At 38.7% G+C, this 25,250-nt stretch carries 19 protein-coding genes and 2 CRISPR repeat arrays; of the genes, 16 read left to right on the top strand and 3 right to left on the bottom strand.

The features are described from left to right. Window positions 1-392 precede the first annotated feature (392 nt). The 4 genes from H6G76_RS37905 (at window position 393) to H6G76_RS31670 (ending at window position 4,070) form a co-directional block, all read left to right on the top strand. Window positions 393-518 carry a hypothetical protein gene (locus H6G76_RS37905; RefSeq protein ID WP_277883150.1) on the top strand — a complete coding sequence of 42 codons (126 nt, stop codon included), beginning with the start codon at window positions 393-395 and terminating at the stop codon, window positions 516-518. A 25-nt stretch (window positions 519-543) separates the two neighbouring features. Continuing rightward, window positions 544-1,020, top strand: coding sequence for an EVE domain-containing protein (locus H6G76_RS31680; RefSeq protein ID WP_190709758.1), 477 nt, complete (start codon window positions 544-546; stop codon window positions 1,018-1,020). Window positions 1,021-1,106: 86 nt separating this feature from the next. Next, entirely contained in the window at window positions 1,107-1,280 is a 174-nt protein-coding gene (locus tag H6G76_RS31675) for a hypothetical protein (protein ID WP_190709756.1), read from the top strand. A 375-nt stretch (window positions 1,281-1,655) separates the two neighbouring features. Further along, window positions 1,656-3,192: a CRISPR direct-repeat array (repeat unit 37 nt; unit sequence GTTTCCAAACTCAACTACCCCTCACGGGGACTGAAAC). 194 nt (window positions 3,193-3,386) lie between these two features. Further along, complete coding sequence (locus H6G76_RS31670) at window positions 3,387-4,070, top strand: isoprenylcysteine carboxylmethyltransferase family protein (RefSeq protein WP_190709754.1); 684 nt, start codon at window positions 3,387-3,389, stop codon at window positions 4,068-4,070. A gap of 688 nt (window positions 4,071-4,758) precedes the next feature. Continuing rightward, a CRISPR array of direct repeats spans window positions 4,759-6,063; the repeat unit is 37 nt; unit sequence GTTTCCACTAACCATTACCCCGCGAGGGGACTGAAAC. A gap of 67 nt (window positions 6,064-6,130) precedes the next feature. Here H6G76_RS31670 and H6G76_RS31665 read toward each other — a convergent pair. Continuing rightward, window positions 6,131-6,703: an HD domain-containing protein gene (locus H6G76_RS31665; protein WP_190709752.1), complete on the bottom strand. Its 573-nt coding sequence runs from the start codon at window positions 6,701-6,703 to the stop codon at window positions 6,131-6,133. Between the two features lie 7 nt (window positions 6,704-6,710). Continuing rightward, a complete protein-coding gene (locus H6G76_RS31660; RefSeq protein ID WP_190709750.1) occupies window positions 6,711-8,078 on the bottom strand; it encodes a TIGR03985 family CRISPR-associated protein in 1,368 nt (455 codons plus the stop codon). 100 nt (window positions 8,079-8,178) lie between these two features. Between H6G76_RS31660 and H6G76_RS31655 the strand changes: the two genes are divergently transcribed. Genes H6G76_RS31655 through csx2 form a run of 8 tightly spaced genes read left to right on the top strand, consistent with a single transcriptional unit; the run spans window position 8,179 to window position 19,548 of the window. After that, the gene (locus H6G76_RS31655) at window positions 8,179-8,484 is read left to right on the top strand and encodes a CRISPR-associated protein Csx3 (RefSeq protein WP_190709748.1); all 306 of its coding nucleotides are present in this window, start codon (window positions 8,179-8,181) and stop codon (window positions 8,482-8,484) included. Between the two features lie 60 nt (window positions 8,485-8,544). Then, entirely contained in the window at window positions 8,545-9,477 is a 933-nt protein-coding gene (locus H6G76_RS31650; protein ID WP_190709746.1) for a CRISPR-associated protein Csx3, read from the top strand. A gap of 46 nt (window positions 9,478-9,523) precedes the next feature. Continuing rightward, the gene (locus H6G76_RS31645) at window positions 9,524-11,257 is read left to right on the top strand and encodes a Cas10/Cmr2 second palm domain-containing protein (protein WP_190709743.1); all 1,734 of its coding nucleotides are present in this window, start codon (window positions 9,524-9,526) and stop codon (window positions 11,255-11,257) included. After that, window positions 11,241-13,724 (top strand): RAMP superfamily CRISPR-associated protein, encoded by a 2,484-nt coding sequence (locus H6G76_RS31640; RefSeq protein WP_190709741.1) that lies wholly within the window; start codon window positions 11,241-11,243, stop codon window positions 13,722-13,724. The genes H6G76_RS31645 and H6G76_RS31640 overlap by 17 nt, the downstream gene beginning before the upstream one ends. Window positions 13,725-13,737: 13 nt before the next feature. Next, window positions 13,738-15,249 (top strand): RAMP superfamily CRISPR-associated protein, encoded by a 1,512-nt coding sequence (locus tag H6G76_RS31635; protein ID WP_190709739.1) that lies wholly within the window; start codon window positions 13,738-13,740, stop codon window positions 15,247-15,249. After that, window positions 15,246-15,803 (top strand): CRISPR-associated protein Csx19, encoded by a 558-nt coding sequence (csx19, locus tag H6G76_RS31630; RefSeq protein ID WP_190709737.1) that lies wholly within the window; start codon window positions 15,246-15,248, stop codon window positions 15,801-15,803. The genes H6G76_RS31635 and csx19 overlap by 4 nt, the downstream gene beginning before the upstream one ends. Beyond that, on the top strand, window positions 15,803-18,220 hold the full coding sequence (locus H6G76_RS31625; protein WP_190709735.1) for a TIGR03986 family CRISPR-associated RAMP protein: 2,418 nt from the start codon (window positions 15,803-15,805) through the stop codon (window positions 18,218-18,220). Before csx19 ends, H6G76_RS31625 begins: the two co-directional genes overlap by 1 nt. A gap of 59 nt (window positions 18,221-18,279) precedes the next feature. Then, entirely contained in the window at window positions 18,280-19,548 is a 1,269-nt protein-coding gene (gene csx2 / locus H6G76_RS31620) for a TIGR02221 family CRISPR-associated protein (protein WP_190709733.1), read from the top strand. Between the two features lie 34 nt (window positions 19,549-19,582). Here csx2 and H6G76_RS31615 read toward each other — a convergent pair whose 3' ends face one another. After that, window positions 19,583-20,266 carry a Uma2 family endonuclease gene (locus tag H6G76_RS31615; RefSeq protein WP_190709731.1) on the bottom strand — a complete coding sequence of 228 codons (684 nt, stop codon included), beginning with the start codon at window positions 20,264-20,266 and terminating at the stop codon, window positions 19,583-19,585. Window positions 20,267-20,376: 110 nt separating this feature from the next. On the opposite strand from H6G76_RS31615, the gene H6G76_RS31610 reads away from it, so the two are divergent. The 4 genes from H6G76_RS31610 to H6G76_RS31595 all read left to right on the top strand — a co-directional run bounded on the left by H6G76_RS31610 (window position 20,377) and on the right by H6G76_RS31595 (window position 25,174). Next, window positions 20,377-20,988: a DEAD/DEAH box helicase gene (locus H6G76_RS31610; RefSeq protein WP_190709729.1), complete on the top strand. Its 612-nt coding sequence runs from the start codon at window positions 20,377-20,379 to the stop codon at window positions 20,986-20,988. A gap of 2 nt (window positions 20,989-20,990) precedes the next feature. Further along, entirely contained in the window at window positions 20,991-23,033 is a 2,043-nt protein-coding gene (gene cas3 / locus H6G76_RS31605) for a CRISPR-associated helicase Cas3' (protein WP_190709726.1), read from the top strand. Between the two features lie 82 nt (window positions 23,034-23,115). Further along, entirely contained in the window at window positions 23,116-24,936 is a 1,821-nt protein-coding gene (locus H6G76_RS31600; RefSeq protein WP_190709724.1) for a hypothetical protein, read from the top strand. Next, on the top strand, window positions 24,929-25,174 hold the full coding sequence (locus tag H6G76_RS31595; protein ID WP_242056606.1) for a hypothetical protein: 246 nt from the start codon (window positions 24,929-24,931) through the stop codon (window positions 25,172-25,174). Before H6G76_RS31600 ends, H6G76_RS31595 begins: the two co-directional genes overlap by 8 nt. Window positions 25,175-25,250: the final 76 nt, after the last annotated feature.

Here is a 25,250-nt window from a genome sequence, read left to right as displayed (position 1 = left end):
ATTTAGAAGATGCTGCCCGTGCTATGTTGAGATATCTGGGAGAATTGAAGCGACCGTATTTAACTGATGTGGAAGAAAAGCTGCTAAGTGTGATTGAGCAAAAAGACGGGGTTACAGATTGATCCAAAGTGTAAAAAAACTCGACAATGGATGGATATTCATCTTATGATTGTGTAATCAGCTTGATGAAACTCGATTACCCCGCAAGGGGACTGAAACATTACTTCTGGATTAGAAGGAAGCTATTTTTTATCAGCGTTTCCAAACTCGATTACCCCGCAAGGGGACTGAAACAATCTAGCTGCAATGATAGCGACGGAGACTTTAATTAGTTTCCAAACTCGATTACCCCGCAAGGGGGCTAAAACTTGAGTTTGTGATCGCCAAGATTAGTGGTCAAAAATCGGCTTTGTCAAATTCTTCAAATCCACCAAGCGATCGCGCTACAGCATCAATCAGTCACCACTGCACAAATGACTACTAAAATATCGCACAGACCAACCCAAATGGTAGATTAGAAAACCTGTGTATGGTGTCTTGTTGATGAATTATTGGCTGATGAAATCAGAACCAGATGTTTACAGTATCTCTGACCTTCAAAGAGAAGGCGAAACGATCTGGGATAGTGTTCGCAATTACCAAGCTCGTAATTATCTGCGACAAATGCTGGTCGGAGATTTAGCTTTTTTCTATTATTCCAACACTACTTTTCCTGGGGTTGCTGGATTAATGCGCGTAGCCAAAACAGGTATTGCTGACCCAACACAATTTGAACCAGATAGCAAGTACTTTGATCCGAAATCAACGTCTGAATCACCGCGTTGGCAAACAGTTGTGGTAGAGTTTGTGGAAACGTTTGAGCAGCCCATCTTGTTGTCAACGCTCAAAGAGAAATTTAGCTCTGAAGAATTAACGGTAGTTAGAACAGGCAATCGGTTATCAGTTATGCCCGTGAGTGCAGTAGTGGCTCAGAAAATTTTGGCTATGTGTGACTTTTACAAGATTTTGGACAGGTTTTGAAGAAGAAATTGGACAAGTTGCTCCCTGAAATACTTATAACTTCGTTAAGGCATTAATAAGCGCGATCGCAACTTTGGAAAAAGAAAATGGACATAATAACCAAAATGGAAGAAGGATATGGACACAAATTCAAGCTAATAATACTCAAATGCCAACTTTTACCTAACTCCTGGGATTTTTTACGCTTGGGTGCGATCACTTGCCGTCCTTGGCATCGCTATGAGCAAAACCTTTATCTTGCATACAGGGAGATAGTTTGAGCAGTTTAGCTTTCTTTTATGTTATTTTTTGGACGTTTCTGGAAGGTAAAGTTGGACAACCTGTCCAAAATCTTCTTCAAGTCACACTATGAGAACAGGCTAAATGCGGCTATAGCCAAGGAAATACTCGACAAAGTTCAGTAATCGGCTTATCATGGCTGTATCAGCTTGATGATTGTCAAACCGAAGCGGGGTCAAAAACCCTGGGGGTTTGCCAAAAACGCCAGAACCTTGACAATATAATAACTACAGCGTTTCAATAAAGCGAAAAATTGCGAATTAGTCGCAATAACAACGGCTGAAATTGACCTTTTTTTGAGGTTCGTCAAAATGCCGCCCAGGAAGCTTGCCCTGTAATAGTTTCAGCACCGGGCTGTTTCCAAACTCAACTACCCCTCACGGGGACTGAAACGAGTAGTTAATCCTTCAACTAACAATACTGGAGATAAAGTTTCCAAACTCAACTACCCCTCACGGGGACTGAAACACTGAATAACGATAAGCGGCATTAATACAGCGACGATTAGTTTCCAAACTCAACTACCCCTCACGGGGACTGAAACCTTTGTTAGTTGTTTTTGCTAAAACTTGTTTTAATCGTTTCCAAACTCAACTACCCCTCACGGGGACTGAAACACTTTTGCAGTAGCCGTTAAACCTACTTTTGTTTCAGTTTCCAAACTCAACTACCCCTCACGGGGACTGAAACATTGAGAAGTTTGGAAAACTAAATTTTCTTTCTGTTGTTTCCAAACTCAACTACCCCTCACGGGGACTGAAACACGTAGCTGTAACTGTTAAAGTCAACGATGCCTTGTTTCCAAACTCAACTACCCCTCACGGGGACTGAAACAAGTACATGACTGCTTCAGGGATGGAACCGGATGCAAGTTTCCAAACTCAACTACCCCTCACGGGGACTGAAACCTATTGCAACGCAGTCATCAAGGGCCGGCACGACCTCCAAAGTTTCCAAACTCAACTACCCCTCACGGGGACTGAAACTACAGATGATTGGGGGCATAAGCTGGAACGAAGGAGTTTCCAAACTCAACTACCCCTCACGGGGACTGAAACATAAACCTTATATTTTTTTGTATCAATAGCTTCAAGTTTCCAAACTCAACTACCCCTCACGGGGACTGAAACAAAAGTTGTCTGTAGGTGAGACACTAAAATTGTGGTAGGTTTCCAAACTCAACTACCCCTCACGGGGACTGAAACTAAAAATCAAGAACCTAATGATGTTTCTACGCCTAAAGTTTCCAAACTCAACTACCCCTCACGGGGACTGAAACAACTTCTTCGGCATGGAAAACTCGTTGGAGTCCAGGAGTTTCCAAACTCAACTACCCCTCACGGGGACTGAAACATAATTACGATAAATGCGGTCAGTTGCCCAAGTCGGGTTTCCAAACTCAACTACCCCTCACGGGGACTGAAACATTATCTCATCAGAACAAGTGAAATTAATAGAATTATTCTCAAGTTTCCAAACTCAACTACCCCTCACGGGGACTGAAACCTTTGTATCGTTTTCAAGAATAATATGAGTCTTGGTAAGTTTCCAAACTCAACTACCCCTCACGGGGACTGAAACCCTGTTTTACTTGGTTTCGTTACTCTTGTTATCTGATTGTTTCCAAACTCAACTACCCCTCACGGGGACTGAAACAGAGATTATTATCAACAGGAGTTTAACAATGTATCCACTGTTTCCAAACTCAACTACCCCTCACGGGGACTGAAACACTGGTATCTTACGGGGTTAAATAATGTCAGGATGACCGAGCAGGAGTTTCCAAACTCAACTACCCCTCACGGGGACTGAAACTATACAAGTAATAATTAGAAGTCAATACTTCAAGGCGTTAGGTTTCCAAACTCAACTACCCCTCACGGGGACTGAAACATCAATCTAATATTGTTCACGTTCAATACACTTAGGTTTCCACAAACTCTTATCCCGTAAGGGGCTTAAATTATTTACTCTTGCGCTCACTATTAAATTTTTACTGATGACTGACAAAAAAGCAGAAGCTACTCGTTAGTATTTCTAGTAAGAGAATGAAGTCGTGGTGTTAAAGCCATAGAGGTGAAGCAATCATGTTCATGGTCAAGGTTTTGACTGCACTGATGTGGAATCTCCTCATCTTCGGTGGTTTACTATTGTTGCCAGCCGGGACGTTAAATTGGTGGCGTGCCTGGGTGTTTCTCGGTATGGTCGTTGTTGGGACTGTAGCGACGATGATTGGCGTGTTCCGAGAGGATGATGATTTATACCAGGAACGCCTCAAACCACCGATTCAAGAGTCACAACCCCTGGCTGACAAAATTCTCGCCAGCTTATTAATCGCGGCATTCCTGGGGATAATTGCGTTCATTCCCCTAGATGTGTTCCGATTTCACTTGCTGTCCCAACCAAGCGCGATCTCTTCGGCACTGGGATTGGTGGTGTATGTCATTGGTTGGTGGATTATTTCTTTGTCGTTTAAGGTAAATACCTTTGCGGCAACGGCGGTCAAACATCAAGCAGACCGACAACAAACAGTGATTGATACGGGAGTTTACAGCATTGTGCGGCATCCCATGTATGCAGGTGCAATTCTGGTAATGGTTGGTATGTCCCTGTGGTTAGAATCTGTAGCAGCAGCTTTACTGGCGATCGTTCCCACGATCATCTTGATTGTACGGATTCAATTTGAGGAGCAATTTTTGCGGCAAGAACTGAAGGGCTACGACACCTACACCCAAAAAGTTAGATATAAGTTGTTGCCATATCTCTGGTAAGTTGCCCTGTCTGAGAACTGCTTACCTTTATGCTCATAGTAGGGCAATAGATTAGTGATCGCAGTTTCACTAAATCGCGCAGTTCTTGCTTGTGATGCAAACCTGAGTTCATTGATTTTTGGAAACACCACCCTGAAGTAAAACAGGGCAACCCGAACCTTACCTTATTGGCGAAGTCTGCCAATTTCTACCCAATGCTCAATTATTCGGATAGTGAATATCAGCAGGTGCGGGAGGTGTGCGGTAAGCGAAGCCATGCCGTTAGGCTTATCGCATTACAAGGTTGTGGGAGAATGAGAACTTGGAAGATGCTGCCCTTGCTGTCTTAAAACATTGGGGGAGTTGAAAAGGCCGTATTTAACAACTGTGGAGGAAAAACTACTGAGTGTGATTGAGCAAGAATCTAGGATTACGGATTGACTTAAACTGTGAAAAAACTCGACAATATATAGATAGTTATTTTATGATTATGTAATCAGCTTGATGTTTGTCAAACCGAAGTGGGGTCAAAAACCCTGGGGGGTTTGCCAAAAAAGCCAGAACCTTGACAAGATAATAACTACAGCGTTTCAACAAATCGGGATATTGCGAATTAATCGCAGTAACAACGGCTGAAATTGACCTTTTTTTGAGGTTCGTCAAAATGCCGCCCAGGAAGCTTGCTCTGTAACAGTTTCAGCACCGAGCAGTTTCCACTAACCATTACCCCGCGAGGGGACTGAAACTTTACTTAGCTGGTTTAATGTCTGTTCTAACTTCGATGCGTTTCCACTAACCATTACCCCGCGAGGGGACTGAAACAACTTGATTAAAAACGATATTACACCTGTAATACAATGGGTTTCCACTAACCATTACCCCGCGAGGGGACTGAAACAGAGTAAATGGTTATTAATAACCAACAAAGACTGAATGTTTCCACTAACCATTACCCCGCGAGGGGACTGAAACTCCATTGGAGTGAGGATGAGAGATTGACAGCCATTAAGTTTCCACTAACCATTACCCCGCGAGGGGACTGAAACAGGCATCAATAGTTTGCAGATGTTTTGCAGGAATTTATAGAGTTTCCACTAACCATTACCCCGCGAGGGGACTGAAACTCTACAATTACTTCGACTTCGTTACCAGGGTTTTCGGTTTCCACTAACCATTACCCCGCGAGGGGACTGAAACTTAGTAGTTAAAAGGTTTAAAGGATTTGAAGGAAAAGTTTCCACTAACCATTACCCCGCGAGGGGACTGAAACGTGTAAGAAACGGGAAGAAAACCAATGCCACTACTTGGGGTTTCCACTAACCATTACCCCGCGAGGGGACTGAAACCTAGCACAACAGTTACGTCGCAAATTACAAGTGCTTTATGTTTCCACTAACCATTACCCCGCGAGGGGACTGAAACTTAGAAGATTGCAAGCCTTATGAAAATCAATGAATTGGTTTCCACTAACCATTACCCCGCGAGGGGACTGAAACACGCTAATGCGTGGATTAGATATCAAGCTTATCCGGGGTTTCCACTAACCATTACCCCGCGAGGGGACTGAAACATATTATAGTCTTCCATTAATAACTCGATGGATTCTCCGTTTCCACTAACCATTACCCCGCGAGGGGACTGAAACGTAATGCAGGGTAGACATGGCTCCAAAGCATAGGAAGTTTCCACTAACCATTACCCCGCGAGGGGACTGAAACGTAAAGGAGGGTTATTAAGGTCAAAAAGATTAGATATAAGTTTCCACTAACCATTACCCCGCGAGGGGACTGAAACGGGTAGTTAAACGATTTCCATTCTGGGTCTGAGTCCGTTTCCACTAACCATTACCCCGCGAGGGGACTGAAACACTGAGGTAGCTACTGGGCTAGCCTGAGGGCTACTAGGGTTTCCACTAACCATTACCCCGCGAGGGGACTGAAACACAATTTAAGCAAGGCAGGTAAAGCGGGAGGTAACGTTTCCACCAACCACTACCCCGCAAGGAAACTAATAATTGAAAGAGCCGATGCGATTGCACTCTGCCATAAGTCCCCAAATGGGGATTAACTTGAATCAAATTCTTAGCTTTCGTTACAGAGTGCTTGAACCACCTGTGAAAACTCCTGGGTCAGAAAGTCCGAACCGCTTGCACTATAAACTTGCTGCAACTGCTGGTAAAACCATAAAGTTCCTTCTTTGCCAGTTTTGAACTGTTGCCAAATGCCACTGCCATGTTGTCTGTAATCTGCCAGTAATGACCTTGCATTGTGCAGCTTATCTGCCAACGATACCCGCCGGACTGAAGCTGAAGCATGACGCAGATTGTCTAAATACCTTTGCTTGCGTTCTTGCCAAGGTGGTTTAGGGTATGTGTCGGATTCAGTACAAGCATCCACTATTGCAACAACTGTCTCACCAAAATGCTGGCGTATTTCCTCACGAGTGGATTTACCGCCTTGGTCTTCGACTGCATCGTGCAATAGACCAGCGATCGCTTCTTCTTCGGTTCCGCCAGCTTCTAGTATCAGTGCTGCCACACTCAGCAAGTGAGCGATGTAAGGAACGCCGCTAATCTTGCGTATTTGGTGAGCATGAAGACGAGTTGCATAGACTAATGCTTCTTCAAATTTTGAGGTTAACTGTAATGTATTCATAACAAAATCAATGTTGATGGTAAAGCTGAAATTCTTTGGCGACATCAGCGGCAATGCTTTGTCTGAGTTCGTAGGGAAAGAGAACTTCGCATTTCGGCCGCCATGCACGCAGACGCATGATCACGTTGTTGTCTCTGTATTTCTCGTCTTGATAACGAATAAATACTTGATAATAAGCATCTTGGGGTGAGCGATTGGCTAGAATCTTAAGCAAAGTCTGTTGTTGTGGCTGTTTGATTTTTTGCTTGATTATTTTTTGTGCTTGCTGGTAAGAAATTTCTTCAAAAGTTTCATGTCGTTCAGTACCTTTAACATAGCGATCCGCGAAATCTCGCTCAAACCGCATCAACATGAGTTGAGAAGGCAAATAAAAATCAAATCCCCAAGCTCTAGACATTTCTGAAGCAATATAATCTGGACTGGGTAAAGTATGCCTTTGATAGTGTTGGCGTAAATTTAAAGGCAACTCGGAGTTATCCCAACTCAAAGCAATTATCTTTTGAATCCGGTCAAGGCGAAAGTTATACCATTCGGTTTGCCTATCGGGGCTTTCACCGTAAGCACACAAATAAACTGCTCTTTGTACGTAATAAATACAGACTGGATAAACAATGCAATCAAGCTGATGCCCAACTTTGGCACTTGCGTAAGTTAATTTAATTGGTGGGACTGGAGTTTTTGCCCAAAGCTCTCTTAACTGGTACTGCCAATCTTCAACAGCGTCTAAGGTACTACGAGGTACAACATAGTCTACTTTCAGAAAAAAGCGTTGTACCCCGTTAATTTTTTGAAAGTGATTTTGAGCAAATCCCACCAAATCATCGTGAAGGAAATTTAATTCATAAACGCTCAGTTTGTTAGATTCGGCTTCATCTTTTGGTGTAACCGGACTTGTCGGGAACTCACTAACCCGGTAATATTTTTCGTTTTTATAAACCAACCAACCCAAGTCTGCTAGAACTTCTAAATCGCCTTGCAAGGAACGGCGAGTTATACCAAACAATCTTCGCTTGAATACTTTTTTAGAGTCTGTTATCCCAGTTTGAGCCATCAACGATTCTTGCCATAGGTGAGCAACAATGCCTGTTTTTTCGTTAAATAACCACTGCTCGGTTGTTTTAGCACAAGGACAATCAGGATCGTGCAAGCTTGGAATTTCTTCGCCTTTAGTATGAGTGGAACTAAACAATGCGTCCCGCCATTCGGCATAAGTAAATGAATCGTCTAAAGCTAAACGTTCTTGACGATCGCCATAGAGAGAGCGCAACCATACCCACAATCGAATCGTCCGCAACAGTTTTTGCTTCAGCGAACCGCGTGCTAACCATTGCAATAATTCAACTTGGGGAGCCTCTTGAAATACAAGTTCAGACACAGCCGAATCTCGATAAATAACTTTCTTTAAGATACAACCTTTTGGAAGACATCTTTTCCAACGGCGTGTATGATGTACCAAGCAAATTAAGGTAATGGTAATGTCTACTTACAAGGTTGAGATTAAAGACAACCTATTACGAGTTAGTTTTGGCGAACCTGCTCAAAATGACCAGATTGTACGTGATGCCGCAGCCCGGTTAGAGGAAATGGCAGCATCAGGTGAATTAGCCGGAGGCCCGTTGCTCAAAATTAACGGGCCGATTTCTATCCCTGTCGCATTTGTTTTAGCACACAAGCTGGCTCATATATACGGGGCAGTTGCTTTTTACGATCCTAAACTGGGTAAATATGTGATTTCTATCACACACAATCCTAGTTATAAACTAGGAGACTTAATTGATTGATATTTAATAGGTGAAGCAATTAGAGGAGTAAATTGGTTTGATCGTAAACCTGCAATAATCATGACTACTTATCATATAGAGTTACAGGGTGACATCCTTAAAGTAGGATTTGGCAATACGCAAGCTACAGGCGATCGCATCGTCTGTGATGTAGCAACAAAATTAGATGAAATGATTGCTACAGGAGAGATACCCGGAGGTTCCCTGATTAAAATCAATGGGCGGGTATCTGTATTAGTTAGTCAGGTCTTAGGAGATAAGTTAAGGAAAGTATATGATGCGATCGCCATCTTCGATCCGAAGATTGGAGATAAAGGGCTTGATAGATATGTAGTTACTATTAGCAGACATCCAGACTATCGAGTAGGGGATACCTTAGATGTAGTGCGAGACTCACAGCCGCAAGCCAACCTGAAAGTTGTATTGTGTGGCTTTGCGAATACGGGAAAGACTTGCTTTCGGGATGGATTAAAACAAGCACTATTTCAGATTCCCAATGCACCAGAATCATACTTTATTTCTGGGTGTCCCGATGGCGATGGTTCTTGGTACAGCGAAACTGCCAAGCGCGATCCTGACTTAGCCGCCCATTTGAAAGCTCAATACAAAGCAGGATTTACTAAAGATTTCGCCAAACTGAAGGCGCAGGAAGTCAGAAGTATCAATACTCCGATATTCGTCTTTGATGTTGGGGGAAAAATATCAGACGAGAACCGCTTGATTATGAAAGAAGCTACCCATGCAGCGATTTTAGTCAAAGATGAGACGGAGATTGAGCTTTGGAAAGTGTTGTGTGATGAGTTGAAGTTGGAAGTAATTGCGATCGTTTTTAGCGACCTTGACGGAAAAAATGATGTTGTTGAATCCGAATCACCGATTTTGCACGGTAGGGTTCATAGATTAAAACGAGGTGAGAATGTAACGCAGCGTCCAATGGTGCAGGCTTTAGCGCGGTTGTTAGTGAGGTTGAGTGGGGGTGAAACACATAGATGACTTAAGTTCACTAAATTCTATATGTAGATTTACAAAAGGATAAATTATGTATTTAGTACTGATTGAAACATCTGGAAATCAAAACTACATTTTTTCTACTAATAAGCTGAAAGAAAATATTGGTGCTTCTGAATTAACCTATCGTGCTGGTACAAAATGGGTTTTAGAAGCAGTCGAAAAAGTGAGTAAAACTCATCCGTGTTTAAGTCTGTTTAAAAATGGGCAACAACTGAGGGATAATCTTTTAAATGAAACATTAAATCCAGCTATTGCTCCAAATAATAATGTTGGAGTTGAGGTAATTGTATCTACTTCAGGAAAAGCACTGTTACTAGTAAAAGAAGAAAAAATTGCTAAAGAAATTATACAGTATGTCACTCTTAAAGCTCTGAAGGAAGCACCAGGATTAGATATTTGTGGTGTAATTCATAAATTTGAATGGGATAATCATAATTTAGGAGAAATTAATAGAAAAATACATCGAGAATTTGCGAATATTCGTTCTCAAAAACCTGCTAATGATTTAAGGTTTTTGCGTTTACCAATGATAGATGAATGTTCTACAAGTGGTTTACCTGCTTCTCTAATAGATAACTCTGAAATAAACTATAGCTCTGTAGTTAGTTGTAGTAAAAGAAATTATAGTGAGCAAGGTTTAGAAAGAATTAGAGAATTAATAAAACAGGAAAAACCCAATCTTAATTTTCCTAAAAGCATTAGAGAACTGATTAACTATTTTGAAAGTGAAAGTAGTGAAAGAGAATGGTTATCTGTAATTCATGCAGATGGTAATGGTTTAGGAGAAATTTTTCTCAAGTTTGAAGAGTATATTAAGAATGACAATAAAACTTGTGCAGAAGCAAATAGAAGTTATGTAGAGAAATTAAGGCATTTTTCTATTAATTTAGATATCTGTACAGAAAAAGCTTTTGATACTGCTATTGATGCTTTTGAATTTTCTAATCAAAAACTAGTTACAGTCATACCATTAGTTTTAGGAGGAGATGATTTAACTGTAGTTTGTGACGGCAAAAATGCTATTAAATTTACTAAAATTTTTCTCAATAGTTTTGAACAAGAAACAGCAGAAAATCAAATAATCTCAGAAATTGCAGCAAAAGCATTAAAAGTTTCTCGTCTTTCTGCCTGTGCTGGAATAGCTATTATTAAACCAAAGTTTCCTTTTTCATCTGCTTATCAATTAGCAGAAAAACTCATGCAATCTGCTAAAGAAGTCAAGAAAAAAGTAACTCATCCAGAAACAAATCAACCCTATCCTTGTTCGGCTTTTGATTTTCATATACTTTATGATTCTAGCAATGTTGATTTTAAAAGTATTCGGAGCAAGCTAGAAACCAAATCAGGAAATATAGTAACTCAAAAGTTACATAACCGTCCTTATGTAGTAACTGATGACAAAGAAATTCAAGAAACAAAAGGTTTAGAATGGGCTAAATTTCATCAATTTTCTAAATTAGAAGCTAAAATAAAAGCCCTTAAAGCTAAAGATGAGAATGATGAGAACAAGCGATTATTACCTAATAGTCAAATTCACGAGATGAAAGCAGGATTATTTTTAGGCAAAAGTGTGGCTGATGCGAGGTATTTATTGATTCGCAATCGCTATCACTATCAAGGGATTACTACTTTAGCAGGTAGTGAAGATTCTTTATTTCAAGAAGAACCCCATTCTAAAATTGATGTCACTGGCTTATTAGATGCGATAGATGCAGCTGAATTTGTAAATTTAGAGGATAAAAATAATGAGCAAAAAGCCTAAACAAAAACAACCTGAGAAAAACCAACCTCAAGCATCAATCAATACTATAGCTAACAACTTGAATAGTAAATCTACAAAAATAGATAAATGGACTATCCAAATTAAACTTATCAGTGATTGGCATATTGGTTGTGGTGCAGGTATACCTGGAGATATTGATAGTTTAGTACAAAAAGATAAAGATGGAATACCTTATATACCCGCTAAGACTATTACAGGTATTTGGCGAGATGCTTGTGAATTATTAGCTTTTGGTTTGGATGATGGTAAAGAAAATGGTGCTTGGCAACAGTGGGTAGATTATCTTTTCGGAGAACAACCAGCTTTAGCAAGAGAAAGAGAAGTAATAGATACATCTCCTATTCCTGCGGCTTTATCAATACGTCCAGCATATTTCTCTCAACATTTACGGGCAATTCTCAATAGCAAACATAATGTCAAGAATGCTCTAACTTTTGTAAAGCCAGGAATTAGTATAGATTTTGAATCTGGCTGTGCTAAAGAGGAATTTCTCAGATTTGAGGAAGTAGTCAGAAGTGGGGCTGTACTAGAAGCAGAATGTGAACTAACTTTACCAGTAAATAAAACTCAAAAAGAGGCTGCTTATGCTTTATTAATTGCTGGAACTAAATTTGTTGAACGTCTTGGAGGTAAACGTCGTAGAGGCTCTGGAAAGTGTGAATTAGTAATTAATAATCAAGATATAAAATCCTGGATTGATTGGATTTCAAAAAATCCTCAACCACCATCAATTCCTGATTTATCAGAAAAAGAAGATACTAAAAATACAAAATATGTTACCAGAACTGAAAATCAAGAATGGATAGAAGTAAGTTTAGGAATTACTACCAAATCTCCTTTGATTATTTCTAAACGGACTGTTGGTAACCTGGTTGAGACACTTGATTATATTCCTGGAACTCATTTACTAAAGTTAATTATCAAAAAATTAAGTGGTCTAGGTGTAGATTTAGGGAGTGCGATTGCCAATAGCGATATCATCATTACTAACGCTACATTAGAAGTAAATAAAAAGCAAGGTAGACCTATACCTTTAGCACTATTTTATGAAAAATTAGGAGGTGGATTAGAGAAAGGAGGCAAGGTTTATAATCGCTTTTTAGAATCAGAACCAGATGGTCAATTAAAAGGTTATAAAACAGGGTATATAGACTTTACAGACGGAACAGCTTTACCTCAGTATGAAACAATAAAAAAGAGTGTAGGTACTCATAACACTATTGAAGATAAAGTTCAACGTCCTACAAGTGATTTAGGAGGTATTTATAGTTATGAAGCTATTCAAGCAGGAACTAAATTACAAGCTAAATTAAAACTTCGACAATCCATAGTAGATATCTTAGACAAAAATAGCAAAGATTGGCGCGAATCCTTAAAGGGAAACTATCGTATTGGACAATCGAAAAAAGATGATTATGGTGACATAACTTTAGAAGTTTTAAATAATCCAGAATCTAAATCTCAAAAGCCTAAAATTAGCCATAATGAATTAACTGTTTGGTTGCTTTCTGAGGTATTACTCAGAGATGAAAGATTACGACCGACAACTGATATTAAATACTTTAAAGTAGAGCTAGAAAAACATTTGAAGGTGAAACTTAAAATTAAAGCAGGTGCAGATACCAGGCTTACATTCATAGCAAGAACACATCGAATAGATTCTTGGCAAGTACGATGGGGATTACCTCGCCCTTCATTAGTGGGATTAGCAGCAGGAACTTGTATTGTTTTTGAAGTTAAAGAAGGAGCAATTAAACAGGAAATATTAACAGAAATTGAATCAAGGGGTATTGGTGAACGTCGAGCCGAAGGGTATGGTCAGATTTGTTTCAATGACCCAATTTTAATAAAGCCCATGTCAACAGTAAAACAAAATGCAAAAGAGAATCAACAAGAAATTACCTCCAACGATTTTACCGGTTACCTTGAAGATAACCAAGATACAATTGATTATGCTCGTATCCTTGAAAAAGCGGCATGGAGAGACATTATTCATCGAGCATCTTTACTTTTGGCTTCTGACTGTACTTCTCGCGCTCAAATTTTAGATATAAAAATCGAGGACAAAGAAAGTAAACCGCCTATGAGCCAATTAGGAAGTTTACGTTCAGTTTTAACACGCTTGAAATCACCAGGGGATGAAGGGATGGAAAAATGGATTCAACATTTACAAGAAACTAAAAATCGTACTGATAAATGGCCAAAGGGGAGTTTAGATAAACTTCATCAACTAATTACCAGTCCCCCAGAAATATGGGAACATTTATCATCTGCTTTAAGCAAATTAGGACATAAACAAGGATTTGCTGAATTTACGTTGACTGTAGCAGGAGAGGAAAGACTAAAAAGAGAATTGTGGTCAGAAGCAGTACAAATTCTTATAGATGCTTGCATCCGCGCTCATAAACGTGAGCTTGAGAATCAGCAGAAGCATACTCAAAAGTAAGGATAAAAATGAGATGGCGCGTAAAATAGTTTCTCGGATTAAAGTTAGTGGTAAGTTAATTGCCCAAAGTCCTATTCATGTAGGCGGTCATGGAGGAAATCCTCAAATAGATTTAGCTTTAGCTGTCAATGGTGAAGGTCAATATTATATTCCAGGAACAAGTTTAGCGGGAGCTTTCAGTAGTTGGATAGAAAAAGAACGACAAGCAAATAGTGTTTGGGGTTATCAGCACCCAAAAGACGCTGGTGGTCACGCTAGTTTTATTATTGTGGAAGATGCACAAATTCAGGGTGTAAATGTAAATGCTGAAATTAGAGATGGTGTAGGTATTCATAGAAAATGGGCTACAGCCGCAGAAAAAGTTAAATATGATCGGGCGATATTACCTAGAGGTTGTGAAATCCCATTAAATATGACGCTAGATATACCTTTAGAATCAGCAGAAAAAGCAACAGATTATAAAAATACTTTTTCCTCTTTGATTACATCTTTAGAGAATGGAGAAATTCGATTAGGTGCAGCAAAAACAAGAGGATTGGGAAAAGTAAAGTTATTTAATTTCAATGTTCGTCAAGTTGACCTTAATAAACGAGATGGTATATTAAAAGCTTTGCAAGATAAGTATGAAATTGTTACTAAAGAATTTTTAGAAAGTTATAGTATTACTGCTCAAAGCCAAAAACAGAAGTTGACGTTTGAAATTCACTGGCAACCACAAAGCCCTTTAATGGTAAAAGCTGAAGGAAGTGGTATTGCTGTAGATATTCTTCCTTTAGTTAGTGCTATTGAAAATAGCCTTACTTTTGTTTTACCAGGTAGTTCAATTAAAGGTGCTTTACGTTTTCAAGCTGAACGCATTATTAGAACTGTTTGTCCTGTAACAGCAAAAGAATCTGCTGATTTTATGGAACAAATTGAACTTCCATTAGTTGATGACTTATTTGGAATACGAGCAAAAGCCAATAAAGAAACTAAAAAAGGTATTGGTTCACTATTTATTGATGATTGTTATGCAGAAAAAGTTATTTCACCTTCTGCTTGGGGAGATATACAAGCTGCTACTGACGAAAAAAATCTGAGATTAGCATTAAATAATGCTAATCTCCAAAATGTTCAACAAGCTTTTCATGTAGCAGTGGATAGATGGACTGGAGGTGCTGCTGATGGTATGTTGTACAGCAATTTAGACTTGATGAACATAAACTGGAAGCCCATATCTTTGACTTTAGATATTACTCGTCTTTCTGAAAATAACTTCTCTGCTATCTCTCTATTTTTATTATGCTTGCGTGATTTAGTAGATGGTCGTATTCCTTTAGGATATGGAACGAATAGAGGTATGGGTTCAATCAAAGTTCACACAATTAAGATCAATGGTAATAATCTTCCAGATAATTTAAATAAATTCGCCAATGTAATTTTACTAAATGGAAGTTTAACAGATTTAGATTATAAACTTTTAAAAAATTTAGATGATGCTTGGAAAAACTGGGTCAATGAACAGAAAAAGGCGGTTACTGAATGACAAATTTATATGGAAGAACCTCACAAAATAATATTAGTCTCAAATTAGCTTTGGAAAACTGTGCTTCTGCACTTTCTGAAGGAATAGCGATTATTTACTCTCCCATTTGCTGCCAATTTGCTAGAGTTGAGCCAAATGGAGATTTAAAAGATGTATATAATCGAATTTTACCTCTTGATAAAGTTTTTGAATTGAGAGCATTTAATCAAAACGTTGAACTACGTTGGTTAAATCAATTGAATGGTGAAGGTAAAGTCGTTTTAATTTCAGAGCAAATTATTTCTGGTTATTTAGATAATAATATTCCTACGATACCTGCATTAGATATAATTCCACAACAATATATTCTATGGGGTAAAGGAATTAAAACTGCATCACCTTCAGGATGGGGAAAACTTGCTACTGCTCGTATTGGTTCTATAAATGTTCCAGTGGCAGGATTAACGACTGATAAGCGAGTTTATTTGAATGCTATTGAATATCTCAAAGAAACTGATGACAATGGCAATGTTTCAGTAGTGGAAGAAAGATTAATAGGATTAGAGGTTAAATAATGTTATCAGGAAAATTAAGTGTTTCTAAAAATGGAAAAATTCAATTGCAATTTACTAATACTAAGGGTTCATTTAGTAGTTGTATAATTCCAGACTCGTCATTATCAGCAGATTTGTTAGAGATTAAAAAAACAGCGACCGCACGACTCAATGGCTTAGAAGTTGAATTAGAAGAAGTAGGTGGACAGCCAAAACATATCCGCGAAAAAGGAAAGCCTTTTGTATTCAATCAACCTATTACTCCTACACCTAAAAAAGAAGTAACAACACCACCGCAACCAGTTCGTTTATCTTATAGTTCACCTAGAAACAATACACCACCAGGAGACTTTCACAACCCATATAACTTTGTTCCAGCACCTCCACGTAATATAGATGGGAAATTAGGCGATCACACTCCTCGCGGACATGGTTCTTATCTAGATAATCATTGGAGTGGTAGAATTTCAGTCACTTTAACCACCATTACACCTTTACTTATCCCTGATGCAGCCAAAGCAGAAGGAACAAATCACAAAATTTATCCACTTCGATTAGATGTAGATGGTAAACCATACTTACCCGCAACTTCAATAAAGGGAATGTTACTATCAGCTTATGAAGCAGTAACTAATTCTCGACTATCAATATTTGCAAAACATGATCAACGTTTGTTTTATCGTATGAGCGCAGGAGATGGATTAAGTTTAGTACCTGCAAGAATTGAAGATAATCAAATACGATTACTATTTGGTACAACTACAGATATTCCACAATGGAATAGTAATAAGCAGCGATGGCAAATACCTAACAATGAGCCAATGTATGCCGCTTGGCTACCAAGATATAGACCTAACAGCCGTCATAATCTTCAGTATTCTGGTATGAAACACGGTGATCATGTCAAAGTATGGCTTGAGTTATATCAAAAACAAACTAGAGATGGGCGGGTTATTTTCCAGTATTGGCTTGTGCGTGAAATTGTACCTTTTGAACAAAATCTTGGTATTCAACCAGCAGAGGGTAACAGATATGGTTCTCATTCACCTGTTGGTAAACCAATGATTAGAACCGATGGGTATGTTTGTATCACAAACAGAAATATTGAAAATAAACATGATGAGAGAGTCTTCTTTTCTTATAAAAATCCAATACAAAATCAAGAATTATTTTGTCATTTAAGTGTAGATTGGGAATATTTAATCAAAAACTACCAAGAAATTCATAAAGACGTAGATAGAGATGGAGGCTTAGATTGGTCGCGTCACGTTACAGGTGGAGAAAGAGAGCAAAGGTTGGCAAATGAGGCTTTATGTTATGCCTATTTAGAAAAGGATAAAGAAGGTCATCTTGAAATTAAACAGTTATATCCTGTTATGATTTCAAGAGCAATATTCGATTTATCTCCAGAAACTCTTTTATCTCCTAAATTGAATGAACAGGAAAAAGATATCAGAAAGCTAAAGCCAGCAGTTAGACGAGAAGATTTATCTCCGGCAGATAGAGTATTTGGTTGGGTAAATAAAGAAGGAAACGGTTCTTACAAAGGTCAACTTAGAATTAGTTCAGTTAAATGTGAATCAGATAATTCTATCAAAAAATTCGATGAAGAGCCATTTAAAGACGGTCTACCTTTAGCAATTTTAGGAGAACCAAAACCTCAACAGACGCGCTTTTATGTTGCAGAAAATCCACATGGAGAACCTTTAAAAACAGAAAATAAAAAGTCAGAAGGTTATCAAAAAAATAAAGAACAAGGTTTGCGCGGTAGAAAAGTTTATCCTCATCATGACCAATTACCAGAAGAATATTGGTTAACTGATTCTGGAGAAATTGGGATAAATGGAAGATATCGTGAATATCTACGACCTGATAAAAAACAGGATAACCAAAATCGAACTATTAAAGCTTGGGTTGAACCAAACACTGAATTTAGCTTTGATATTGATGTTATTAATTTATCAAATGTTGAACTGGGCGCACTTCTTTGGTTACTCTCACTTGAGAGAGATAATTATCACCGTTTAGGTGGAGGAAAACCACTAGGTTTTGGAAGTGTTCAATTGAAGATCAAAGATACAGATTTAAGAACTGGTCAGAAATGGAATGAGTTTTATAGTTTCCTAACACCTGTTGATAAACCAGAACAAATAGCAGCAATTAAAAGTATACATGATTTCAAAGAAGCTGTAAAAGAGGCTTATGGCAATTCTTTTGAGCAAGTTTCTTTCATTGCTGCTTTTTTACAAGCTGCACAAGGTTTTACTCAACCTATTCATTATCCAAGAATTACACCAGAGCCAAAACCTGAAGGTGAATCATTTAAGTGGTTTGTAGAAAATGAGAACGGTAGAAAAGATAGAAACCCTCTCAGGCTTGCTCTTCCTAGCCTTACTGAAAATCAAGGTCTATATTTAGACCCCACAAAACCAAAATAAACAACAGTTAATCAAGTTAAAAAAATAGTTTATACACACAGATTATTTTAGGAGTAACTATGGCTAAGATATTAATTTCCCCTCTTGGTGCTGGTAAAGGATTCAAAGGTGCTGATGGAACTGATAAATTTCTGCGAGAATATAATAACGCTGATTACAAAATAGATAATACACTATATCCAAAAAGCCGATTTGTAGCCTCTGTACTTTACGAACATTTTAAATTAGATGGAATCATATTTATTGGTACTGTTAAATCAATGTGGGAAGAAGTTTATCGCTTCTTCTGTGAAAAAAATCATATAGATATGGATGAAGATTATTGGTTTAACTTAGCTCAACAGATTGACAAAGTAAATTACAATAGTTCTTTAGATTCACTAGATTTATCTAAAGTGAGAAATGTTTTGGGTAAACGTTCCCAATGTATATTAACTAAATATGGGCTAGATGAACTAGAATTATGGGATAATTTTGATAAAATTATCAATGTAATTGACTCTCTTGAATATCAAGATGAACTATATCTTGATATCACTCATTCTTTTCGTTCATTATCATTGTTCCAATTCTTGACTATCACATTTATTAATGATTTATTATCTGAGAAAAAAATTAAAATATCAGGTGTTTACTATGGAATGTTAGATATAAGTAAAGAAATAGGCTACACACCTATAGTTGACCTTAAATCATTATTTGAAATGACTTCATGGATTAAGGGTGCATATAGCTTACAAAATTATGGGAATGGAGAATTAATAGCTGAATTATTGAAAACACAGGGAGAAAAAGAATTAGCCAGTCGAATAGAAAAACTATCTCAAGCTATCAATATAAACTATGTTAATAGTATTAAACAACGTAGTTCTGATCTCAAAGCATCTTTGAACAAACCTACTAATAACAGACCGTTTAATTATATAAAATCTATTCTAGACGATTTTGTTAAAAAATTTACTAGAAGTTCTACTAGCGAATCTGATTTTCAATTAGAACTAGCTGGATGGTACTTTGACAACGAACGCTATGCTACTGGTTATATTACCCTTGCAGAAGCAATTATTACTTATGTTTGTGAAATTAATGGTAAGGATATTAGAGAAAAAGATCAGCGTGATGCTATGAAGAAATTTCTCTCTAGACAGAATGCCCATTCTGAACTAGCCAAAATTTATAATAAAGTAGATAAAATTCGTAACAGTGTTGCTCATGCTTTATTAGAAGTAGGTAGAAAAACGGAAAGCTATTCAGATGCAATCTCAAATGCAAAAGAGTATCAGAAAGAAATTAAGAAAATATTTCTCACAAAAACTTTAGGTAATTGAAAATTATCAACACTGAGTTCACCTTTTTAGAACACTAGCTAGGATAAGCTAAACAGCGATCACACCTTCTTATACCCCTATCTAAACCATTACTCATCTGTCCCCTGACCCATTCCCTGATTGCTTGTCGGAAAACCTGTCTTCCTGCCATGCGGTATCTTTTAATTAGTGGTGGAATTTCTTGAATATTCAAACTAGGAAACACTAAACTTGTTTCTGTTTGAATATACTCCTCACCTTGCAATTGGTAAATCTTGATGGCTCCAGAGTCGTAAGACCAAATCTCAGGTACACCTAACCGTGCGTAAATGGGAAAGCGATCTAAAGACTTACTGCTAACATCAATTTCTAAAGCTAAATCGGGGGGTGGGTCTTGATTTAAATCAAACTTGAGCTTGCCGCGAATTAAGGGTTCATTTTGAAAATAAAAGCAATTATCAAATTCTACCCCAGCTTTTTTTAGTTCTCTTTTCCAGGTAGTTGAACCGTAACATTCATAATCTAACTCTAAAACTTCAGCCGTATCTTTGATGATGTCACCAATAATTTCTTTGTAATATTCATGTTCTGGTAATGGGGTCATAATCTCTAAAGTGCCATCATCGTAAGCAATCTTAGCTGCTCGGCTTTCACCTAAATCTATTAATAAATTCTCAAATTGTTGCCAACTGATATTATGGAGAACTACCCGGTCAGCGCGACGTTCTGTTAACAGCATAATTCCTCGCAGTATCAGTGAGTCATCATCAATAGTCAGTAATTATTGAGAAATCAAGTAGATTTTCAAAACCTGACTTCTATCACAATTCATCCTAATTTATTCTATCAATGATGATTGATGAATACTTTCAAACCCTAACAACCTTCTCCCCACGTAACTTTCAACGAGAAGCGATCGCTAAACTCCTCAACCGTAAAGACATCCTTCTACGCGCACCCACGGGGTCAGGGAAAACCGAAACAGCGATCGCACCTTTTCTGTTCGCCAAACACCTCAACCTCGACTTCCCTAATAAACTTATCTACGTTGTCCCCCTACGAACGCTGGCCAACAGTCTGCGCCAACGTGCTGAAAATTTAGTTGCAAACTGGGAAGCTGCTTATCCATCATCTCGTTCCCCTGTAGTAACTCTGCAAACAGGAGAAAACCCAGAAGACCCACGTTTTGAAGGTGATATTGTATTTTGCACGATTGACCAGATGTTGAGCAGCTTCCTCAATATCCCCTACTCAGTTGGTCGTGGTTCTGCCAACGTGAACTCAGGAGCAATTTTCGCTTCCTACTTAGTATTTGATGAATTACACCTGCTCGATCCAGACCGTTCTTTCGCTACAGTTCTGAAAGTTTTGCAACAGGTCAAAGGTATCGCACCATTTTTACTGATGACGGCCACGCTCACAAATGAACTTGCCACCCAAATCAAAGACTTAATTGACTAGTCATGGAAATTATTCAAATTGAAGATGCAGATTTACAAGTGATAGAAGGAGATCGCTGCCGTACCTTCCAAGCTGTATTTCGTCCGCTTAATGCTTCGGTTATCCTAGACGATATTCGAGCTTATGAGCGTAAACGAGTGATAGTCATCTGTAACACCGTTTCTCAGGCTCAGGGATTATTCAGGGATTTAGAAGAACTAAACCACAGCGAGAGATTACAAATTACACTGCTGCATTCTAGATTCCTGCCAGAACACCGCGCCCAGAAAGAAACCGACCTCAAAACTATATTTGCTCAAAACTGGCAAGATGATGGCAATTGCTATGTTTTGATTTCTACGCAAGTAATTGAAGCGGGAATCAATATTACCTGCCAAGTCATGCACACTCAACTTTGCCCAATGAACTCGCTTTTACAACGGGCAGGACGTTGCGCTCGATTTGAGGGTGAGCGAGGTGAAGTTTATATTTATCCTATAGTAGAAGTCAACACCACTTCAACTGCCATAGCGATCGCAGATTTAGAAGAAGATGAACCTGACCCCAAAAAGCCAAGTTTTCTGCCTTATCCTAAAGAAACGTGCGAACTGACATGGCAAGTTTTAGAAGCACACACCCACTCAGCACAAGTCAACGAAAATGTAGGATTTCGGACTGAAGAAAATTGGATTAATCAGGTTCACACCGCAGAAGACTTATTACAACAACAGCGTAGACAAAATAACCAAATGCAGTTTGAACAACATTTTGAAGCTGCATATTTTCGAGGATGCCAATCTGCTGCCAGCGAGTTAATCCGCTCCATAGACAACCGCAGCTTGTTTGTCTGGGAACAAACGCCAATGATTGACATAGAAGAAGAAACCATCGATCCCCGAAAACTACTGGCTTTTTCAGTGCCAATCTCTACTCTTTGTAAAGCCTGGAGAGAATTTCAAAATGCAGGTTTTGGAGCAGATTGGCTCTTCCAACGAATTGAGCTTCCAAAGAAAAAATCTGAAACCTACAGCCAACCTGTTTGTACTCCTATTACTTCCCGTGCAGCATTGGTTAGCAGTATTCAGATTTTGGTTAATCCCCTCTATCTCTACTATGACAAACACATAGGTTTACTGATTGGTATTAATGAGTTTGGTAATGGTTTTGCATCACCGCCAAAACCACAACGCTTCATCAAAAATGAGTACCGCTACCACATGGATACATATATTGGTCACTTGGGCTGTATGTGGACTTGTTGGCGCAACTCCTTTGAAACTACTCGTCTGAAAAATGGTGAACCTGTGGATACGGTTTATGGCAGTGTCCGAGATGAACTTTTAAAAGCAGGTGGACAATTAATCAAAAGCAAAATCTTTCCTCACATCCAACAGCAACAAGCAGAAGCATTGTTTGAACTGCTAGTATTGTTAGCTATTTTCACCCACGACTTGGGTAAACTCCAAGCTAAATGGCAAGAAGTAATGCAGGGATGGCAGGCGATCGCACACTCTTCATTCCAAGCCAAAAACCCCAAAACGCATTTACTGGCACACACTGACTACAATCCCGAATCTGGGGAGCAAAAAGCTGCTCTGAAGGATTACGAGAAAAAACATCAGCGTCCCAACCATGCCGTCGAAAGTGCATACTTGGCTCAAGATATTTTGAATCAGTGCTTAGTGCCTTTACTACAGAATGATTTCTCTGCTGATAAAGAACAGATTCATGACATAAGGCACACAGTCATAATAGCAGCAGGTCGCCATCACTCTGCTTGGGCTGGGGGATGGGAACAATCAGACTTAACTCGGATTAAAACTATACAGCTACACCCGCAAGCACAACAGGCGATCACTCAAAGTTGGAAAACAATGCTGCGGTATTTGCCCCCTATTTTATGCTTGCCACCAGCCAATCTCAGCAAAAATGTTTATCCAATCAAACAAAAATTCGAGTTGAATCGATTTAGTCATGACCAAATTGAATATTTGCAACTTTATCTACTGGTGGTCAGAGCTTTAAGATTGTGCGATCAGCGTTCAGTACAACTGCATAATATCTAGCTTTGAAGCTGTTGGAATAGGGGTCTTCCAACGGGGTATAGAATCATATTCAGTTCACCACTCTCATCGGTCACACGTCCAGATGATAGAGCATCTATTTGTTACCAAAAAATACGGAAATTATGCTGATACACTGCTTTTACTGGGTTTGGTGCAACTTGTCGAGTATGCCCTAAGACAAACAAATCAAAAAAGCGATGTTGAGCTTTTTGATGAAGGTACACGCTACCGCATCCAATTAAAACAGGCGGTAAATTTAGAGGAGATCGCCAAGCTCAATTACACGAATCCTTTTCCACCAGTTAAAGGTCAAAAAACGGACACCAGCAAAATTCCTCAAGAAACAGACTTTTTTGACACAGTAAGGGAGAGCGAAAAACGGAAACTATATAAAGACTACGTATTTCAGCAACGAGGTAAACCGCAATGGAATGAAGAAGCACCAAAACCACCTCATGCCAGTACCCAAAATGGAGTGATCCTGACTTCTATGCGCCACGATCGCAATCATAACGAACTGTGGCTAGGGGGATATCAACTTAAAGACAACTATGGTGCTTTACTAGTTGCACTATTCCAAGCATTTAGTGAAGAGACTAATTCTGAATTAAACACAGAACCTAACCGTTGTCAGGAACTATTTGCTCAAGCAACTACCTGTAAATTGCCAGAGGTAGCCAGTGCAGTCAAAATTTATCAGCCTACATCGGTTCAAGGAGTTAACCGAGTTAAGGCAGATAGTAATAAAGTAGACTCTCAAAAAGCAGATTGGTTAAGTTTATGGCTGATTGCTGGAGGTTTATTTAGCTTTGGTGTCACTGAACGGATAAAAATTGCTGATCGTGTTTTTGATTGGCGAGTAGTTGTACTAGAACCTCAAGATATCCAATTGAGTAAATATCGAGAAGTGCTAGATCGACTGCGTAAGTATAATCCACCTTCTGGTGGGCATGGGATCGCTAGATTCGATGCAGAGTTAGTTTTGCGATTTTGCCAAGAACTCCTGAATAACCATGCTTCTCAAGCGGATACCCAAGTTGATGAATTTGATATTTGGGAACCAATTAACCATTTTGTCAAGAGCTTTGTTGGAACTCACTTTGGTTCTAAAGGTCAAGTTTACGGGGTTAAAGAAGTCTTCAGCTTGGGGCTTCCTGCTTGGATTCGTCCAGAAAATTCTCAAGAATTGACCCACTACCAAAGTGTTTTACAAGAGCATCTGTGGGTAATTAGCACTTTGTCAGCAGAGGATGGTCATAGCGAACTATTAACTGCTTATCGAGACTTTATTACTGGCACAAGTTTGCGTCAATTTTTCCCTTTTCAAATTAGTTATGCAGATTATGTTATTAAACGGCTGGCAGATCCGAAAGCTAGACCGCCGCGTTTATTTTCCGTTACAGGGTTAAACACAATGACCAAAAAGGATACAGACTTTATCAAAATTACCCAAGACCCCAGTTTCTTACGCATAGCTAAAGCCATTAACCAAGCAACTGTATATGCAGGAAAAGTACAAACAAAAGGAGGACTTAAAGAACTGGAATGGCAGAGAACTTACGGGTTAGCACAACGTTTAAGTAGCCAATCTGGGTCAAAAAACGATTTCTTAAAGGAAATTACTGACTTTTTAGCAAAATACGAAGCTGAAAATTTACGCCTGTCTGAGCAATTGCAAGGAAAAGGTGAATCTCTTAAACGAGTTTGGACAACTAAAGAAGATTTAGATCGCTTGGTGGAATTAGTTACAGAAAATGACACTGTACTAGTTGCTAACCTCTTAATTGCTTATGGCTATGCTCGTTGGACTAAACCCAAGAATGATGATTTAGAAACTGACCCTGAACAAGATATTAACGATTTAGACGACACTGCAATTTCGGGAGAATCAAACGATGACTAAGACAAAATTTACAGCTTACTCAATCTCTATTAGTGGTTCCTTGTCCTGGCAACTTCATGCTTTGAATAATGAAGGGAACGAAGGGAATCAAAGCCTAACTCGTCGTTATTACATTATTCAAAAAGGGATGAATGAACCAGATTCTGTCAATGGCGTTTCTGGGGATATGCTCAAGCACATTCAAGCAGAACACCTACACCGTGTGGCAATTCACTTGCGGGGGGACAAAATGGTCTAGAATGCTTATCTTACAAAGAGTGTAGCAATTTGTGGTAAAAGAAAAAGAGCATTTATTCGCAATAAGCTCTATTTAA

This window comes from Nostoc sp. FACHB-152, from assembly GCF_014697475.1.
In the GTDB taxonomy this organism is placed as follows: Bacteria; Cyanobacteriota; Cyanobacteriia; order Cyanobacteriales; family Nostocaceae; genus Nostoc_B.
The sequence above is the reverse complement of the archived record's forward strand: the minus strand, read 5'-3'. Positions and strand labels throughout refer to the sequence as shown.

Excerpts from the sequence above, each read along its gene's own strand:
- H6G76_RS31610 (WP_190709729.1), top strand. The coding sequence starts at position 20,377 with ATGATGATTGATGAATACTTTCAAACCCTAACAACCTTCTCCCCACGT.
- csx2 (WP_190709733.1), top strand. The coding sequence starts at position 18,280 with ATGGCTAAGATATTAATTTCCCCTCTTGGTGCTGGTAAAGGATTCAAA.
- H6G76_RS31675 (WP_190709756.1), top strand. The coding sequence starts at position 1,107 with ATGGACATAATAACCAAAATGGAAGAAGGATATGGACACAAATTCAAG.
- csx19 (WP_190709737.1), top strand. The coding sequence starts at position 15,246 with ATGACAAATTTATATGGAAGAACCTCACAAAATAATATTAGTCTCAAA.
- H6G76_RS31655 (WP_190709748.1), top strand. The coding sequence starts at position 8,179 with ATGTCTACTTACAAGGTTGAGATTAAAGACAACCTATTACGAGTTAGT.
- H6G76_RS31615 (WP_190709731.1), bottom strand. The coding sequence starts at position 20,266 with ATGCTGTTAACAGAACGTCGCGCTGACCGGGTAGTTCTCCATAATATC.
- H6G76_RS31670 (WP_190709754.1), top strand. The coding sequence starts at position 3,387 with ATGTTCATGGTCAAGGTTTTGACTGCACTGATGTGGAATCTCCTCATC.
- H6G76_RS31625 (WP_190709735.1), top strand. The coding sequence starts at position 15,803 with ATGTTATCAGGAAAATTAAGTGTTTCTAAAAATGGAAAAATTCAATTG.
- H6G76_RS31600 (WP_190709724.1), top strand. The coding sequence starts at position 23,116 with ATGATAGAGCATCTATTTGTTACCAAAAAATACGGAAATTATGCTGAT.
- H6G76_RS31640 (WP_190709741.1), top strand. The coding sequence starts at position 11,241 with ATGAGCAAAAAGCCTAAACAAAAACAACCTGAGAAAAACCAACCTCAA.
- H6G76_RS31665 (WP_190709752.1), bottom strand. The coding sequence starts at position 6,703 with ATGAATACATTACAGTTAACCTCAAAATTTGAAGAAGCATTAGTCTAT.
- cas3 (WP_190709726.1), top strand. The coding sequence starts at position 20,991 with ATGGAAATTATTCAAATTGAAGATGCAGATTTACAAGTGATAGAAGGA.
- H6G76_RS31650 (WP_190709746.1), top strand. The coding sequence starts at position 8,545 with ATGACTACTTATCATATAGAGTTACAGGGTGACATCCTTAAAGTAGGA.
- H6G76_RS31635 (WP_190709739.1), top strand. The coding sequence starts at position 13,738 with ATGGCGCGTAAAATAGTTTCTCGGATTAAAGTTAGTGGTAAGTTAATT.
- H6G76_RS31595 (WP_242056606.1), top strand. The coding sequence starts at position 24,929 with ATGACTAAGACAAAATTTACAGCTTACTCAATCTCTATTAGTGGTTCC.
- H6G76_RS31645 (WP_190709743.1), top strand. The coding sequence starts at position 9,524 with ATGTATTTAGTACTGATTGAAACATCTGGAAATCAAAACTACATTTTT.
- H6G76_RS31680 (WP_190709758.1), top strand. The coding sequence starts at position 544 with ATGAATTATTGGCTGATGAAATCAGAACCAGATGTTTACAGTATCTCT.